Source organism: Dictyobacter arantiisoli (genome assembly GCF_008326305.1).
GTDB classification, from domain to species: domain Bacteria; phylum Chloroflexota; class Ktedonobacteria; order Ktedonobacterales; family Ktedonobacteraceae; genus Dictyobacter; species Dictyobacter arantiisoli.
Map to the genome: position 1 here is coordinate 16,556 of NZ_BIXY01000022.1, position 19,671 is coordinate 36,226.

At 48.8% G+C, this 19,671-nt stretch carries 4 protein-coding genes; 3 read left to right on the forward strand and 1 reads right to left on the reverse strand.

The window, feature by feature from the left end; translation table 11 throughout:
• Positions 1–237: 237 nt before the first annotated feature.
• A complete protein-coding gene (locus F1593_RS09655; protein WP_172632000.1) occupies positions 238–1,293 on the reverse strand; it encodes a TauD/TfdA family dioxygenase in 1,056 nt (351 codons plus the stop codon).
• A gap of 494 nt (positions 1,294–1,787) precedes the next feature.
• Here F1593_RS09655 and F1593_RS09660 point away from each other — a divergent pair, with 494 nt between their 5' ends.
• The 3 genes from F1593_RS09660 (at position 1,788) to F1593_RS09670 (ending at position 19,637) form a co-directional block, all read left to right on the forward strand.
• On the forward strand, positions 1,788–13,832 hold the full coding sequence (locus tag F1593_RS09660; RefSeq protein ID WP_149401349.1) for a non-ribosomal peptide synthetase: 12,045 nt from the start codon (positions 1,788–1,790) through the stop codon (positions 13,830–13,832).
• A gap of 36 nt (positions 13,833–13,868) precedes the next feature.
• Positions 13,869–18,500 carry a non-ribosomal peptide synthetase gene (locus F1593_RS09665; protein ID WP_172632001.1) on the forward strand — a complete coding sequence of 1,544 codons (4,632 nt, stop codon included), beginning with the start codon at positions 13,869–13,871 and terminating at the stop codon, positions 18,498–18,500.
• A gap of 84 nt (positions 18,501–18,584) precedes the next feature.
• Positions 18,585–19,637 (forward strand): TauD/TfdA family dioxygenase, encoded by a 1,053-nt coding sequence (locus F1593_RS09670; protein ID WP_149401351.1) that lies wholly within the window; start codon positions 18,585–18,587, stop codon positions 19,635–19,637.
• Positions 19,638–19,671: the final 34 nt, after the last annotated feature.

Here is a 19,671-nt window from a genome sequence, read left to right on the forward strand (position 1 = left end):
GCCCTTCAAATGAGCATTAACAGACTACCAGGCTTCGCTCATCCTTCACATCCGCAACATCGAATGGGAGAAAGCGTCATAGGAATGCAAGGTTCTGGTCACAAGGATCACAGAGTTGCCCGGCCCATACAGAAGGAGGAGAAAGACTACAAATGCACCAGGTTTCGATTTCTGTCTCAGATTCCCTCAATAACGTTGTGAATTTTGCCGTAGCTTATGCCAAACTTACGGAGAACATTAAATGAAGTCTTTCTGATACATAATATCTGCCATGGCGACGAGGATTTTTCGTGTCCCTTCAAATGGATCCCGTGCGTGCGCAATCATCATATTGTCAAGCATCAATACATCACCAGCCTGCCAATGGAAACGTACAGCCACCTTCTCATACAATGCGCTGATTTCTGCAACAACCGAGTCCTCTATGGGAGTGCCATCACCATAATAGACATTTCGCGGCAGATCTTCTTCTGAGAACATCGAGAGCATGGAGTTGCGTACCTCTGCGTCAAGGCAGGAGATATGATGAAGCTGGATTTGATTAAAGAAAGACATTTCGCCAGTAATAGGATGCCTGACAACCGCTGGACACACTTGTTGTGTCTTGAGATGGCGCTCACTTTTCCACTCAAATTCAATTGATGCGTCACGGCAGTACTCCTCCACACGCTCCTTTTTAGAGGTCTGAAAGAATTGCTGCCAGCTAACATCTAACCCCTCAATAAAATTGCGCACATACAGTAATTTCTTCTCGGCAAAACGCTGGACAAGGGCTGGATCGAGCGCGTTATAGGTCTCACGACAATCGATAATCGGGGTCGCGCCTTTACCCTCCGACGCTTTCACACAATAGAACCACTGCTTCAATGGCCAGCGATGCATATGCGAACTTTCATTGTGGAACAAAATAGATTTATCAGCTGGGTAAGGAGTCGAGTGATAGATCTTTAAACCAGGATCATCGCGTGGAAGATCCCCATACTCATCGAACAGTTCTCCATTAGCACTGACGCCTGCCGCGAACTCTTCAAATTTTGTAGGAGCATCCACAGGAAAATTGCGAAAAAGGATTGCCCCATGTTTCGCGAGCGCTGTATTCAAATACTCACGATTATTTTTGCTCCAGGCAGCCAGGTTGACTCCGTCCATGGTCGGCTGCACCACAAGTGGAAAATTCAGGTCCGGCTGCAAATAGCTCTCTTGCGTTAATTGCAAAGTAGCAAGATTAATTTCTTCACGCCGTTCCTGTATACTCCTCCGAATATTCGCTTTAAGGCCTGGTTTTTTTTCCATCTTCTCTTCCTTATCTTTTTCTGCCTGCCAGGGTAAGAGTAGATAACCCATAGGTGTGAACGTAAACAGGATGGTTAAGGATGTAAGCCCGCTGGAAAAGCCTTCCGTTCGCACCTATGAAATGACACTCCATTACCGGTTAGTTTACCCCTTTTCATCACTAAAAAACTATCCACCTCGGAGAGGATCTTTTTATCCAAAAATGTAATAGCGCATCCCACAGAAATACCTTCCATCCAGCAAAAAAATAGGCACAAGTACCTACCCGCACTAGCTTTTCTTTCCCCAGACAAGGCTGGGGGAAAGAAAAGGATAAAGTTTTAATCCGGAAAAGGGTATTTCTCTACCGCTCGCGCTTCCATTTCTAGCAAAAAAATCCTCTGTCAGGGGGATAGTTCACAAATACGTCACAATGGTATTCTACTGGCACAATAACCCTTGCCCTATCTGCGCATCGGGCATGTGCTTTATCATACAGAGGAGTAGCCACTTATATGCATATGGCAGGTTTACAGGGGTCTCGCCTTTCAATCCAACAGACTCATCAGTGGGGATTGCAACAGGATCAGCAGGCATATTGGGTTCAGTGTGTCTTTTCGCTGGAGGGTCCTCTCCAGCTTACGATGCTGCATCTAGCATTTGAAGATGTGATTCGCCAGCACAAGATTCTGCGAACGGTCTTTCATCGTTTACCCGGTATGGATGTACCTCTACAGGTTGTGAATCCTGAGGCGGAACTCGTTTGGGATGATGCTGACTTGCAGGATCTCGATCCGTTGGCACAACAACTTCATGTTGAGAATGCGCTCGCGGAAGTTCGCATGAGCCCTCATGATCTTTCTAATGGACCTGTCGTATCTGTTACATTGTTGAAGTGCGCTGCATCCAGGACTCTTCTTTTGATCAGTATTCCTGCTCTTTGCGCTGATATACCCACCCTTAAACATTTTGTTGCAGAGGTGGCACAGGCTTATCTTGCCCACTTCTATAATAAGTCAGATTCAGATGATGAAATACTTCAATATTCCGATGTCTCAGCCTGGCAATATGAGATTCTAGAGGAGGAGGATGCTCGCTTGCGCCAAACCTTCTGGACACAGAAGGATCTTTCTCATATGCCTTCTCTGCTCCTCCCGTTCTCTCGCACATCCGTAGCAGAACTGGATATGCATACACCCTTTCATCCCCAAAAAATGACTATTGCTCCCTCCTATCCTCTACCATCGGTTGCCAATCTGGAACAACAAGGTATTGTGCCTGCAACGTTCTTGCTGGCCTGCTGGCAAATTCTTCTCTGGCGAGTAACCGGCGAAGCAGATATACCGTTGGGTGTGGCTTTCGATGGCCGGAATTACGAAGAGCTAGAGAATACGCTAGGACCCTATACGCGATTCGTCCCCGTGCTCGCAGACCTCAGGGAAGATACGACATTTGAACAGTTGCTGAAACAGCTACAGAGTACGATTGATCTGTCCAGTGAAGCGCAAATCTATTTTAACTGGCACAATATGCCTGCATATCGCGACAAACCACTCACCAGTCATTTTTTTCCGTTAAGCTTTGAATTTGAGCAGTGGCCGAAAATTGTTGCTGAGGATGTTCATTTCTTGTTTCGAGAGAGTTTTGGCGGAAGTGAACGATTTGTACTCCGGCTTGTCGTACAACAGGTGGAGAATACACTTCAGTGCGAATTACAGTATGATGCCACATATATACAACCCGAACAGGCCCGGCACATGCTGAATGCCCTGTACACGCTCCTGCGGTTCGCGCCAACACAACAACAGAGGCCAATCAGCCGTTTGCCAATCATAGAACGTAGCGAACAGGAGAGATTACTGGCGATTTTTCGTGGACCCCAACAGGACTATCCAGCTCAAACGCTACCACAATTATTTGAAGAGCAGGCTGAGAAGTACGCTGGCCAGATAGCGGTGATCAGCGGTGACCAGCAGTTAACATATGAACAACTACATACTCGGGCAAACCGTCTGGCACACTGGCTCAGGCAACATGGTGTCGGCCCTGATATTCTGGTATGTCTTTACCTTGAACGCAGTATGGATGGTCTGGTGAGTTTACTCGCGGTGCTCAAGGCTGGAGGTGCCTATGTCCCTCTCGATCCAGATAGCCCTCTGGATCGCCTGGCATTCCAGCTTGAAGATACTCAGGCTCCAATCATACTAACACAAGAGCATCTTCTTCCACGTCTTCCCACTTTCACAGGTCAGATATTCTGTCTCGACAGAGATGAGGCTCTGCTTGCAAACAAGCCAACAACCAATCCGCCAGCTATAACTCAGGCAAATCATCTAGCATATGTCATGTATACATCAGGCTCAACAGGTATGCCTAAAGGCGTACTCATTCGACAGAGTAGCGTTCTCAATTATATCTATGATATGTGCAAGCGTATCGCGCCTCAGAGCGGTTTACACTTTGCAACAGTTTCGACATTGGCCGCAGACCTGGGCAATACTTCAATCTTTAGTTCTCTTGCTTCTGGCGGCTGCTTACACATCCTTTCCTATGAAACGCTTACTTCCGGTGAGACTTTCGCCGACTATATCCAGCAACATCCCGTTGATGTACTCAAAATCGTGCCATCTCATCTGCAGGCGCTCCTTGCCAGCAGCAACAAGCGAGAAATCTTGCCACGCCGATACCTCGTACTGGGAGGAGAGACACTCACACATTCTTTACTTCACACAATCCAGCAACGAGGCGCACGTTGTGCAATCATTAACCACTATGGTCCGACTGAGACAACTATCGGTGCCCTGGTGAATGAATTGGGGATATTACCCTCTCAGGAAAGCAATGCGGCTCCGCTCTCTCACGACGAAATGTCCAACGTTCCCATTGGCTATCCCATCTCGAATGTGCAGATTTGTATTGTCGATCAGTATCAGCAGATTGTGCCAGTGGGTGTCACCGGAGAACTACTCATTAGCGGTGACGGTTTAAGCGCTGGCTACCTGCATCAGGAAGAACTGACACAGGCACGTTTCCTCCCTCACCCATTCTTTAAAGAGTCGCATCAATATGTCTATAAAACAAACGACCTCGCACGCTACACAGCGGATGGCTTGATTGAATTTATCGGTCGAGCAGATAGACAGGTAAAGCTGAGAGGATATCGTATTGAACTTGGCGAGATCGAAACAAACTTACGTCGGCATCCCCGCATACTTGAGGCAGTTGCGGTTCTCCGTGAAGAGGCTTCCGCCGACAAACGGATCATCGCTTATGTCGTCAATGATCAGCTGGCTACACCATCGCCGTTGGAGCTAAGAAAATTCTTACAAAAGGCATTGCCTGAATATATGATCCCGACGCTTATTATGCCGCTGCCAGCATTACCACTCACGGCGAACGGCAAAATCAACTATCGGGCATTGCCGCTACCAGAACAAGGCATCAGCAATACCAGGTCGCCTTATGTGGCTCCGCGTAATCCAATTGAAGAAGTGCTGATCGCTATCTGGCAAGACGTGCTTCAAATCCCAAATCCAGGCATCCACGATGATTTCTTCGCTGCTGGTGGTCATTCACTCCTGGTAACACAGCTTATTTCTAGAGTTCAGACGACTTTACAGGTCAACTTGCCCATCACGAGCGTCTTTGAGGCTCCAACGGTAGCGCGCCTGGCAACACTGGTTGGATCTGCTCTGCGCGGCAATCAGGCCCAAGCAGTGTTGCCATTGACAGCTATCTCTCGTGATCAGGATCTTCCTTTATCATTTTCACAGCAGCGACTGTGGTTCTTGCATCGACTAGATCCAGACAGCCCTGCGTATAATGTGCCATTCGCCTTGCATATGAAAGGGGACCTGTCTATTGAGGCATTGGAATATAGTCTGGGCGAGGTAGTACGGCGACACGAAATTTTACGTACGACGTTCGTTACGCAAAACGAGCTCACGCTGCAACGTATTCATCCCTGGTCCGAATATTCTCTTGAACAAAAAGAGCTTTATGCTACGACACGACAAAAACGCGAAGAGGAAATATTACGGCAAAGACAGGAAGAGGCGCGACGTCCGTTCGATCTCACGCAGGGTCCTCTATTCCGTGCGACATTACTCCATCTGGATGAGAAGGATTATGTCCTGTTGCTCACGATGCATCACATTGTCTCCGATGGATGGTCCAATAGTATCCTGTTCCGTGAAATACAGACATTCTATACCGCTTATCGAGAAAAAGAACCGGCTCAACTAACGGATATACCAGTTCAATATGCGGACTATGCATTCTGGCAACATCAGTATCTCCAGGGCGACATACTAAATACGCAATTGAGTTACTGGACACAACAGCTAGCAGGAATATCTCCTCTGGATTTACCAACGGATTATCCTCGTCCTGGAGTGCAAGGTTTTCGAGGCACAGAACTAAACTATCAAATCGCCCACGCGCTCGTTGCAGATTTGAAGCAGCTAGGCCAGAACGAAGGTACGACTCTGTTTATGACACTGTTAGCAGCCTTCCAGGTCTTGCTGGCTCACTACTCCGGTCAGGATGATATAGCTGTTGGTACGCCTACCGCCAATCGACATCATGCCGGGATCGAAAACCTGATTGGGCCATTTATTAACACACTGGTATTGCGTACGAATCTTGCGGGAAATCCTACGTTCCTGGAAGTCCTCCAACGTGTGCGCAGCGTTTCATTAGAAGCGTATGCTCACCAGGATCTCCCGTTTGAGAAAATTGTCGAGGCGATCCAACCCGAACGCGATCTGAGCCGCACGCCGCTCTTTCAGGTGATGTTTGGCCTCCAAAATCTTCCCATGCCTGATGTCTCTCTGGATGGATTGGCACTCACTCCCTACCAGGGTGAGAATAGCACATCGAAATTTGATCTTTCTCTGACAACCGTTGAAAATGAGCAGGGATTGCTCTGTATCGTGGAGTATAGTACTGATCTCTTCAAAAAAGAGACAGTACAACGCATGATGCAAGGATGGCACACGCTTCTACAAGCTTTGGTCAACGCACCACAACGCCACATCGCGGAATTGCCTGCGGTGGGACCCGATGAACAAGCGCGATTGCAAATATATAACCAGGGTCCGCAATTGACTATCCCTGAACCATACTCCACGCATCGCTGCTTTGAAGAACAGGTCCAACTTACGCCAGAGGCTATCGCGCTACACTGTGGTGAGGATCAACTCAGTTATCAAGAACTTAATCGATGTGCGAACCGCCTCGCCCACCAGCTTCAGGACCAGGGAGTCGGACCAGAAACACTGGTTGCACTCTTAGCTGAACGTGAGATCCATTTCCTGATCGCGGTCCTCGCAATCTTCAAAGCTGGAGGAGTCTATCTGCCACTTGATCCGCTTCATCCTGCCGGTCGAATACAGCAAACGCTTCACAATAGCGGCTGCGAATTCCTGCTCACAACACACGCTTTTACAACGATGGTTGAACAGATCGCGGTTGAACCGCAGTTGCCGGTGCACGTCTCCTATATTGAGGATCTTTTGAAGCAAGCACAAAGCGAGGAAAATCTGCCCGTTCCCGCTATTCCTCATCACCTGGCCTATATCATCTATACATCTGGTTCTACGGGTCTACCAAAGGGAGCAATGATTGAACATGCTGGTATGCTCAATCATCTCTATGCAAAAATCACCGATCTACAACTTACTGCGCAAGATACGATTGCACAAACAGCTTCTCAGTGCTTTGATATCTCTGTCTGGCAATTTTTAGCTGCCCTGCTCGTCGGTGGCCGGGTCACGATTTTCCCAGATAGCATCGCGCACGATCCCGCACAGATGCTTCTGGCCTTGAAACGTCACGCGATCACAATTTATGAAGTTGTCCCCTCGGTGCTCAAATTTCTGCTTGACACACTGCAAGAAAGCCCATATAGTGCGCAACCTCTGCCAACGCTCCGTAATCTGCTTGTTACAGGAGAAGCCTTGCCACCAGCACTGTATCACCGATGGTTGACATTCCAATCCAGCACGCCCATGATCAATGCCTATGGCCCGACGGAATGTTCGGATGATGTCACACATCACATCATGACGCGACCAACGGCAGAGATGGCTTCCTCTGTCTCAATTGGCCGTCCAGTAATCAATACACAAATCTATGTCCTGGATCGGTTATGCTATCCTGTGCCTCTTGGTGCCTACGGCGAGATATATGTTGGAGGGATTGGTGTTGGTCGGGGCTATTTTAACAATCCACATGGTACTGCCGAGGTGTTTCTTCCAGACCCGTTTAGCGCACGTGAGGGCGCAAGGCTCTACAAAACCGGTGATCGGGCCCGCTATCTCGCTGACGGCACAATTGAGTTCGTTGGTCGCATCGATTATCAGGTCAAAATCCGTGGCTTCCGCATCGAATTAGGAGAGATCGAGACGCAGCTCCGATACTATCCAGAGGTAAAGGATGTGGTGGTTATGGTCCGTGGCGATAATCCCGAGGACAGATATCTCGTGGCTTATCTTGTAACAAACATGGTAATCGACAAATCAGACCTGCACGCATTTCTGAAAGAGAAGCTCCCGAACTATATGATCCCGACTACGTTTCTATTGCTCGATAAACTACCACTGACAACTAATGGCAAGGTAGATCTCCATGCCTTACCCACTCCTGACATCAATCAATCGGGCACAGGGATCTCTTATCTGGCACCTCGCACATCATTAGAAAAGACACTGGCCCATATCTGGGAACAGATACTTGGCCGCGAGCAAATAAGCATCACGGATAATTTCTTCGAACATGGTGGTCATTCTTTATTAGCTACCCGCGTTATTGCACAGGCAAGTGAGGCATTCCAGTGTGAGTTACCGTTACGTACGATCTTTGAAGCGCCCACTATCATGTCATTCGCGCACTATATCGAGAATATCCAGCGGAACAGGACCGCACGTTTGCTCCCTGCACTCCAGCCTGTCGCACGGCCCGCGTCTATTCCACTCTCTTTTGCCCAACAACGTCTGTGGTTTCTGGATCAATTAGAGCGTGGAACGAGTGCCTATAATGTCCCGGCGGCCTTGCGCCTCTCAGGTCCGTTCTCCATCCAGGCATTTACCGGGAGTATCCAACAGATTGTACAGCGCCATGAGAGCTTACGCACAATCTTTACAGCGCCGCAAGGCACACCCATCCAGGTGATCACGCCATTCACACCCATTCAGGTGCCTCTACTCGATCTGCGCACCTTGCCATCAACCATGCAAGAGGAACAGGTGCAACTTCTGGCTCAACAGGAAGCTCGCTCTTCCTTTGATCTCGCGTGCGGCCCCCTCTTACGCATACACTTGATCAGACTCAAGGAAGAGGAGCATATTTTGCTCTTGAATATGCATCACATTATCCTGGATGATTGGTCAATCGATGTATTGGGTGGGGAGCTGACCACACTCTATCAAATGGCAGTGCGTGGAGAAACAAGCACGCTTCCCGCTCTCCCTATTCAATACGCCGACTATACACTCTGGCAAAGAGCATGGTTGAAGGGAGATATCTTACAGGAACAGTTGGACTACTGGCTACATCAGCTAGCCGATGCTCCCACGACACTCAACTTCCCGCTGGATCGGCCACGTCCTGCACAGCAATCCTATGCAGGTGCTCATGAGTCCTTGATGTTGCCGCTGATGCTGCATCGAAAACTGGAACAGCTAAGCCAGCAAGAAGGGGCTACGTTGTTTATGACACTGTTAGCCAGCTTTCAGGTCTTGTTAATGCGTTACAGCGGGCAAACGGATATCATCGTCGGAACATCAGTAGCCAACCGGACACAGCAGAATCTGGAAAACTTAATCGGCTTCTTCGTGAACACCCTGGCTATGCGCATTGATCTCTCGCAGAATCCCAGCTTCCGACAGGTAATGGCGCAGATTCGAGAAGTAGCCTTACAAGCCTATGCCCATCAGGATCTCACCTTCGAACAACTGATCACACAATTGCCAATAGAGCGGAATTTGAGCTATCACCCCTTATTCCAGGTGGCCTTTGAGTTCCAGCATGCACCATTCTCTACCCTCGAACTGGCTGATGTGTCCTGGAGTCCACTGGAATTTGCCAGAACGACGGCAAAGTTTGACCTCGAACTGACTCTGGCCGAAGAGGAACAAGGCTTACTTTGTATGATGGTCTATAATACAGATCTCTTCGATGCCGATACTATCCGACGCGTCCTCGGTCACTTCCAGACACTACTAGAAGGAATTGTCTCTGATCCCGATCAGAGAGTCTCGGCATTGCCACTACTCAATACAGACGAACGTGACCTCCTGCTTCTCCACTGGAATCAGACGCAACGTGAGCTGCCACAGCCTCTGCTCTTTACTCAACTCTTTGAGCAAAATGTTGCGTGCATACCTGACCGCATCGCAGTGTGCGATCAGCAGGGGCAGCTCACGTATGCTGCCCTCTGGCAACGCGTACAACAACTGGCAAGCATACTCCAGCATATGGGAGTGAGACCAGAAGCGCTGGTAGGAATCTATCTGGAGCGTTCCACGGACTTTTTAGTCAGTGTGCTGGCAATCTGGCAGTGCGCGGCCGCCTATGTGCCTCTTGATCCCGCCTATCCTGCAGAACGATTGCAGTTTATTCTCGACCATGCACAGGCCCCTCTACTTATTACAAGCATGGCCCTGGCTGAGAGTTTACCTCAGGAGCACACTAAAACCCTGTATATGGAACAGCTTCCAGAACTGGCAGGAGCTGAGCCGGGACCCGGCTTCCCCCTGCACTCGCAGCAGCTTGCTTATGTAATCTATACCTCAGGCTCTACAGGAGTACCTAAAGGTGTCATGGTCACACATGAGGGTATGCTCAATCATCTCTGGGCCAAAGTCGCGACCTTAGAACTTGGGGAGAGCGATGTGGTAGCTCAGACGGCATCCCAGAGCTTTGATATTTCGGTATGGCAGTTCCTGGCAGTCTTACTTCAAAGAGGACAGGTACAAATCCTACCCGATACTATTTCCCATGATCCTTTCCAGTTGCTACGAGCAATTCGAGAGCGCGCAGTCAGCATCCTCCAGGTAGTACCTTCCCTGCTGAGGGCTCTGCTCGATGAACCAGGCTCATCTCCTTATCTACAGGCAGAGCTACGCTGGGTCATTGTGACCGGAGAAGCAATGCCGATCGATCTCTGCCAACGCTGGTGGGGGCAGCATGCATCAATCAAACTGCTCAATGCCTATGGTCCCACAGAATGCTCAGATGATGTGACCCATGCACTCCTGGCACTTCAAGAGGAAAAAGAGCCGAACTGGCGTGTGCCAATAGGCTCGGCCATCGCCAATACGCAGCTCTACATACTGGATGTTCACTTACAGCCAGTGCCAATAGGAGTACCAGGTGAACTTTATATTGGCGGCATACCAGTCGCTCGTGGCTACTGGCACCGCCCTGAAATCACAGCGGCACGCTTCCTCCCTGATCCATTCAGCTCTCAGGCAGGGAGCAGGCTCTACCAGACCGGTGATCTGGTTCGTTATCTGCCCAATGGCACGCTTGAGTATCTAGGAAGATTGGATCAGCAGGTCAAGCTACGGGGATATCGGATTGAACTCGAAGAGATCCAGGCCATATTGCATCAACATCCTGATGTTCAAGATGCCGTTGTAATCGTACGTGAAGATATAGCTAATGATAAGCGTCTGGTGGCCTATTATGTTGCTCAAGCAGATATCGATTTCTCGTTGACTGAACTACGTGCTCATGTAAGCAAGCAACTACCGGAGTATATGGTGCCTTCAGCGTTTGTGCAGATGCCTGTCCTGCCTCTCACGCCAAATGGCAAGCTTGATCTCAAGGCATTGCCAGAGCCAGATCTGCCACAAGATCCAGCGCATGCCTTTGCATTGCCTCTTACTCCAATCGAAACAACGCTGGTTACGATCATGACAGAAGTGTTGGGAATAGAACACATCAGCAGATCAGACAACTTTTTCGCGTTAGGCGGTCATTCTCTATTAGCAACTCGTGTCGTTGCTCAGGCACGCGAGGCCTTCCAGGTCGAGCTCCCTTTGCGCACGCTCTTTGAGCTACCCACTATCGCAGCGTTATCCCAACACATTGCGAGTCTCCGGCAGAGCGGCACTTCACGCCTGCTCCCTGAAATCCTACCGGCTGAACGTCCCGAGAATATCCCGCTCTCATTTGCTCAACAACGCCTGTGGTTCCTGGATCAGTTGGAACCAGAAAGTAGCGTCTACAATATCTCAAACGCGCTACATCTGTCAGGTCCTCTCGTAGTCCAGACGCTGGCAAATAGCATTCAGCAGATTGTACAGCGTCATGAGAATTTACGTACAACCTTCGTTTCCCGGCAGGGTATTCCTACACAAGTGATCACACCTGTATCGCTGCTTCATCTGCCAGTGTTCGATCTACAAGGTTTGCAAACAACTACACAGGAAAAGATGATCCAGCAATTGGCCCAACAGGAAGCTGCGTTCCATTTTAATCTCACCGTCGGACCACTTCTACACATACGTCTGCTGCGTCTTGCACAGGAAGAGCATGTTTTGCTTTTCAACATACATCACATCGTCTCAGATGCCTGGTCGGAAAATGTCCTGATCAACGAACTCACGATACTCTATCGGGCCGCGCTAACAGGTGAAAGGGCATCCTTGCCAGGCTTGCCAATTCAATATGCCGATTATGCTCTCTGGCAGCAGAAATGGCTACAAGGCGATATCTTTACCCACTTAACGGAATATTGGAAACAGCAGCTTGCCAATATTCCACCACTGCTACCATTGCCAACAAGCAAACCCCGACCGCTGGTGCAAAACAGTGAAGGTAAAAATTATCGTTGCACTATAGAATCTTCGCTGGCAAATAACTTAAAACAAATGAGTCAGGAAACCAATGTAACGACATTTATGACGTTTCTAACGGCGTTTTCTATGCTTCTTGGCTACTACAGTAAGCAAGAAGATATCGTCATTGGAACAGACGTAGCGAATCGGTCGCATCAAAAAACAGAAGCGTTGATTGGTTTCTTTGTCAATCAACTCGTATTGCGCATTAATCTATCAGACGACCTACCGTTCCAGCAATTACTCCAACGTGTCAGTGCAACCACACTTGATGCATATACACACCAGGACATGCCTTTCGATAGCCTTGTCCAGATCCTTAATCCGCAACGCAGCAATAGCTATCTGCCTCTGTTCCAGGTAAAGATACTCTTTATAGATGCTCAAAAGCAACAGTTTGCGCTGCCCGATCTCAACATTCAGCCAGTAGACATTGAGAATACAACATCAAAATTGGATATCACCCTCTTCCTCGTAGATAACGGACAAGAGATTACAGCGACATGGCAATATCAGCCAGACCTCTTCAGCGAGGAGATGATTGCGAATATGGCTCAACACTACCAGACATTGCTCAGCAATATTGTTGCCTATCCACACGAACGACTGAGTAAATTGCAGCGTATCACAGAAACCGCAAGGAGAAAACAAACGATGAAATCTCAGAAGAATCAACCGGCAAACAGCCGTATCAAAGCCCTGAAAAGTATCACCCCAAAGTTGGTTTCGTATTCGCAAGAGGAGTTCGTCAGGATTGGGTCCCTCTCTCCCGATTCTTCCTTTCCTTTGGTTGTACAACCCAACAAGGAGGATATTCAGCTCGTCCAATGGGCGCACAGCAATCGAGAATATCTGGAAAAAGAGTTGCTGCAACACGGCGCAATACTCTTCCGTGGCTTTAATATCGATACGCCTCCTGTATTTGAAGACTTTGCGCTGGTATTTACCGATACATTGTTCAATGAGAACGGCGAACATCCACGCGTTTCGGTGAGCGGAAATGTCTATACCCCTGTCTTTTTTCCGCCGGAGGAACATTTATTATGGCATAACGAAAATTCTTTCAATCAGCACGGCCCTATGAAGATCTGGTTTGCCTGTGCCAGGCCGGCTGATCAAGGTGGTGAAACTCCCATTGTAGATAGCCGCAAAGTGTTTGAGCGCCTCGATCCAAAAATCCGGGAACGCTTCCTACAAAAAAACATTATGTATGTGCGCAATTATAGCGACGAACTGGGATTGAATTGGCAGGAAGTCTTTCGAACAACAGATAGAGCAGAGGTAGAAGCGAAATGCCGCGCAGAGGCCCTGGAGTTTGAGTGGAAGGATAAAGATCACTTCAAAACTCTCTGTGTCCGCCCGGCAGTCGTACGACATCCCAAAACGGGAGAGTTTAGCTGGTTCAATCAAGCACAACACTGGCATCCGGCTTGCCTTAATCCACAGACGCGTTCTGCTTTGCAGTCGCTATTTAAGAAAGAGAATTTCCCTCGCAACTGCTACTACGGTGATGGGACACCTATTGAAGATAGTGTCATGGAAGAGATCTGTCACGTCTATCAGGAACTGGAAGTGAGTTTTCCCTGGCAGCGAGGCGATGTAATTATGCTTGACAATATTCTCGTCGCGCATGCTCGCAAACCATTTCAGGGAGAGCGAAAAATACTTGTGGCGATGGGCGAGATGGTTGATTATACGAAATTCCAAGCATAGGATCGATAGAAGTACCGTAAAGTAATGAGGAGTATCATGCCCAGTCAGCTTCAAGGTTATCAGTTATCTCCACAGCAGAGGCGTCTGTTCCTCCTGCAGGATTTCGATAGACAAAACAGTGCTCAATGTATTGTACAGCTCGATGGCATGCTCAACGAGTCTATGCTGGAACGGGCGACCCGACTTGTCATTGAGCGCCATGATATTTTACGTACAAACTACAAACGTATACCGGGCATGAAACTTCCGGTTCAAGTTGTCTCCGAATACCTGGTACCGGTCTGGAATAGGCTTGATGTCGGTCATCAGGACGCAGCTGAACAGGTTAGTACCATCTCACGGGTCGCGCAACAAGAGAGAGAAGCGCCTTTTGACCTTGAACATGCTAGTCCTGTAAAGCTTACACTGTGTACGTTGGCCCCGCTCGTTCATCAGCTTATTATTACACTGGCAGCTCCGTGTATTGATAGTTGCTCGTTTGATAACTTGATAAAGGAGATTGCCCGCTTCTATGACGACGACAAGGTCGATGATGAGCAAGATGAGTTAATTCAATATGTTCAATTCTCTGAATGGCAGTATACCCTTCAGGAAGAGGAGCAGGCTAACGCTGGCAAGTTGTTCTGGCAGCAGCAATATATGCATGCCGAGGATATACAACTATCAGATAGTGTGCACCACGACGAATCTACGCTCAATCGCTATGGCTCATTCGCTCAGGTACTTCCTCCTGAAATACAAGCAAACATAGAGCAACTGGCCCAGACACAAAATATAGAAGAGATGACGATTTTGCTGGCTTGCTGGCAAATGCTCTTCTGGCGTTTAACACAGACCAATACTATTCTGGTTGGCACTGTTTTCGATGGGCGCAAGTACGACGACTTAGCTGCAGGCATCGGCCTCTATGCCAAATATTTACCTCTCTATTCCTACTTTCACCAGCAGAGTCGCTTTCTGGAGATCCTCGCTGAACTCAATAATCAGCTTGAGGAGGCAAATGAACTACAGGAATTTATCATCGGTGATGCGGCGAACGACAGCAACGGAGCCAGCCAGGATTTCTTTCTCGGCTTTGAAGAGAGAAGGCATGAGTTACCCACCGAATGCAAGGATATAACATTTACTGTCCTTAAACATTTTGTGTATTCAGAGCCATGTTCAATCAAACTGACTTGCGCTCACTATCATGAGCAGGCGCTGACCCTGGAAATCCACTACAACCGAAATCAGTTCAGTAAAGACTATATTCAGCGTACTCTCGAACGCTTCCTGGCGCTTCTGCAAGCTGCACTCGCTGACCCACAACAGTTGGTAAGCCACTTCTGTATAGTCGGCGCGAGTGAACGAGATTACGTACTCCACACCTTTAATGAGACGGCGGCTGACTATCCAGCGCAGCGGTGCCTCCACCAGATCTTTGAAGAGCAGGTGGTATGCACTCCTGACAATATTGCGGTACAGTTTCACGATCAAACTATAACCTATCAGGATTTGAATGTGCAGGCCAATCGCATCGCTCATTATCTCCAAAAGCGCGGCGTGGGTCCTGATGTACCAGTAGCCATTTTTCTCGAACATGGTCTCGACCTCGTACCCGCTCTACTCGGCATCCTGAAGGCGGGCGGCGTTTATGTCCCGCTCGATCCAGGACTTCCTCATGAGCGACTGATCGCACTGCTCCAACAAATACAACCATCCGTGGTGCTAACCCAACACTCCTTGATAGAGCGGGTACCTGAGTACGAAACAGCTTGCGTCTGCCTGGATACCCGGCGGGAGATGTTCTCTCAGGAAAGCAGCAAAAATCCAATCAACAGCGCTGGCCCACTAAATCTGGCGTATATCATCTTTACCTCCGGTTCAACCGGCTCCCCTAAAGGAGTAATGATTCAGCATCAAGGACTATCCAACTACCTCAACTGGTGTATCAAGACGTATCCCCTCACTGAGGGGACAGGTACGCTGGTCCATTCATCCATAGGCTTCGATCTTACAATCACAGGACTGTTTACATCGTTGCTCATTGGACAAAAGGTACAACTACTGCCCGACGATGAAAAAATAGATGCGCTATGCAAAGCACTTGGCGCTGGAGAAAACTATAGCCTGATTAAGCTGACTCCGGCTCATCTTGCAGTGTTGAATAAATTGCTTCCACAAGATGTACTGGCATCCAGTACCAGATCACTCGTCATCGGAGGTGAGGCATTATATCGTAAGACGCTGCACCCCTGGAGAACAGATGCCCCGGCAACCCTCCTGTTCAATGAGTATGGACCGACTGAGACGGTTGTTGGATGCAGTATCTACAATGCTTCCATACAGACAACTCCACAGGAGAATGTGCCGATAGGACGACCAATTGACAATACGCAGCTCTATGTCCTTGATGAGCAGATGCAACCTGTTCCTATGGGAATATCAGGCGAACTCTATATCGCAGGTGCCGGTCTGGCACGGGGCTATTTCAATAGCCCGGATCTCACTGCCGCATGCTTTGTCCCGCATCCGTTCTCGCAGGAACCAGGTGCTCGCATGTATAAAACTGGCGATCTGGTACGCATGAATGCTGATAAAAACCTGGAATTTATTGGTCGCGTCGATAGCCAGATCAAACTGCGTGGCTTCCGTATCGAGTTAAGCGAGATTGAAGCAGTCCTGAATCAACATCCTCAGGTGAAGCAATGTGTGGCCCTCTTGCATGGAACAGAGATGCTGGAGAAACACATCGTCGCCTTTGTGGTGCCCCAATCTCAGGACGAACAGAGATCTCCACTCGCTCGTCAGGCCGAGCTACGCAACTATCTGAAAGAACAGCTCCCCCTCTATATGATCCCGGCCCATTTTGTCTACCTTGAAACGCTACCGCTAACTGCCAATGGAAAGATACATCGGGAGAGCCTGCTTGCCCTTAACTGGGAAAAAGGAGCACACGTCCAAAAGCAAGAAACAGAGCGTATGCTGAGTCCAGTAGAAGAATTGCTTCTACAATGCTGGAAACAGGTCTTATCCAGAGAACAAATGGAAGTGCATGAGAATTTCTTTGATGCGGGAGGGCACTCACTGCTCGCAACGCAACTTGTTGCACGCATTCAACAAATGGTGGGCATTGAAGTCCCTCTACGGGCACTCTTCGATGCACCAACCGTCGCAAAATTTGCACAGTGGCTCACGCTGCAGCTTCAACAGCAACAGGGATTCTCGATGCCCGCCATCGTGCCAGCGCCACGTAATCAGGAGCTGCCCACCTCTTTTGCACAGCAACGATTGTGGTTCCAGGACCAGTTAGATCCTGACAATGCCGCTTACAGTATTCCCGCAGCCGTGCGCTTATGCGGCCAACTTGATCGCGTTGCGCTGGATCAGGCACTCGCCAGAGTGATCAAACGGCATGATATTTTACGCACGACCTTCCCGGCACGGCGGGGTGAGCCGGTGTTACAGCTCACCGCAGAGCCCACAACCCACCTGATTGTCCTCGATCTAACTTACCTGGCACAGGAGGAACGTGAGCAAGTGGCCCACATGCTCATACAGCAAGAAGCCGAGCAGGCATTCAGTCTGACACGCGGACCACTGCTGCGTTGCTACTTGCTCCAATTGGTTGCACATGAGGAGCAAATATTATTGCTCTCGATGCATCATATTATCTCGGATGGTTGGTCTATGAACATCCTGGTACAAGAAGTGACCAGCATCTATACGTCATTGGTGCAAGGAGAAGGAGCGCATCTCCCCGCATTGTCAATCCAGTATGCGGACTATGCCCTCTGGCAACGTTCCTGGCTACAAGGCGATGTTTTGCAGCAACAACTGGACTACTGGAAAAAGCAGCTCGCTGGTTTGCGTCCTTTAGCCTTACCCACCGACTATCCCAGACCGCCGCTTCGAACCTTCCAGGCCGAACTCCAGCGTCTACAGGTACCTGATGAGCTGAGTCAGAAAGTAGTGGCATTATCCCAGCAGGAAGGGGTAACCCTCTTCATGATCCTGCTTGCCATGTTCAAAATTCTGCTTCACTACTATACAGGCCAGGATGATCTCGTCGTGGGAACAAACATAGCCAACCGTAATCGAGCTGAAACAGAAGGCGTGATCGGATTCTTTGTGAACCAGCTCGTTTTGCGCACTCACCTATCCAGCGATCAAAGTTTCCGTACTATTTTGCGCAAGGTCAAAGAGACAGCTCTCGATGCATATGTACATCAGGATCTTCCTTTTGACCTCTTACTCAAAGAGCTCAATCCAGCACGAGATCTCAGCCGTACACCTTTATTCCAGGTCAAATTTGAACTGGAGCACATCTCTATCCAGGAAAACACACTCCCGAATATAAAGATCGAGCCAGTTGAACTCGAACAAAGATTTACAAAGTTCGATCTCTTCCTGAATATGGTAGAGCATGATGGCAACCTTTTTGGATCACTCGAATATAGAACCGATCTCTTCCGAGCAGAGACGATCATACGACTTTTACATCTTCTAGAAGCCATTATCAATCAGGTAGCGACACAACCAGATATCCTCTTGCAAGAAATAGAAGCAGGTCTTGCAGAAGTAGATGGAGACAATCGACGTGGACAAGAGAAGGAGCGCAAGCAGAGAAACGCCCAAAAACTTGGTCAAGCACGGCGTAGAACAAAGCAACAGATAGAATCAGACTAATCGGTGAGCATTACACAATGCAGACAGCATCACCAGCGACATTGGCTTTATTAGCACAATTTTTACAATAAGAAAGGATGCCTTATGAGCAATCAGTCTAACGATTTCGGCCTCAAAACTGTAAAATCGATCAAGCGGAAAGCAGTAACAACAGCAAATACATCACAGGAAACCCTGGTGAAGATAGGGCCCCTCTTCTCAGAGGGAAAGTTACCATTACTCGTGCAGCCAGGGGTCGATGATCTCGATCTCATAAGCTGGGCCACGAATAATCAGCAGCTCATCGATAACTACCTCTTGCAGTATGGAGGCATTCTCTTCCGGGGCTTTGCACTCAGAATTGCCAACGATTTTGAGGCATTCATCAAAGGTGTATCAGGAAATACGCTCGAATATCATGAGCAGTCTTCCCCACGTAGCCTGATCAGTGGCAACATTTACACCTCAACCGACTATCCAGCGGATCAAAGCATCTTCTTACATAATGAAAGCTCATATCAGCAGAACTGGCCTTTGCGTATCGCCTTTTTCTGCCAGACGCCACCCGACCAGGGAGGAGAAACCCCGCTGGCTGATGTAGGGAAAGTGTATAAGCGCATTAACCCGGATATCCGGGAACGTTTTCGACAGAAGGGCGTGCTCTATGTCCGCAACTATGGAGATGGGGTCGGATTGCCCTGGCAGACGGTCTTCCAGACCAATAATCGAGCGGAAGTAGAGGCATATTGTCGGGATGCAGGGCTCCAGTATACATGGAAAGGTGAAAATCGCCTGAGAACCCACCATGTAGGACCGGCAATCGTCCCTCATCCACGTACTGGTCAGGAGCTCTGGTTCAATCATGCCACCTTTTTCCACGTCACAACGCTGGGACCAGAAGTCAGCCAGGCATTACTGAAACAATTTGCAGAAGAAGACCTGCCAGGTAATACCTATTATGGCGATGGTACTCCCATTGAAGAGAGTACTCTGGAGAATTTGCGTCACAGCTACGCTCAAGAAACAATAGCATTTCCCTGGCAAAAGGGTGATGTGCTTTTGCTCGATAACATGCAGGTTGCGCACGCACGCAATCCATTTACCGGCCCACGCCGGATCTTGACGGGGATGAGCATGCCTTTCTCCGCCTCACATTAGCAATTACCAAATAAATCTGCGACAGATCGAAGAA

Bases quoted from the DNA above. Each gene is read 5' to 3' on its own strand.
- F1593_RS09665 (WP_172632001.1), top strand. From the start codon at position 13,869: ATGCCCAGTCAGCTTCAAGGTTATCAGTTATCTCCACAGCAGAGGCGT.
- F1593_RS09660 (WP_149401349.1), top strand. From the start codon at position 1,788: ATGCATATGGCAGGTTTACAGGGGTCTCGCCTTTCAATCCAACAGACT.
- F1593_RS09655 (WP_172632000.1), bottom strand. From the start codon at position 1,293: ATGGAAAAAAAACCAGGCCTTAAAGCGAATATTCGGAGGAGTATACAG.
- F1593_RS09670 (WP_149401351.1), top strand. From the start codon at position 18,585: ATGAGCAATCAGTCTAACGATTTCGGCCTCAAAACTGTAAAATCGATC.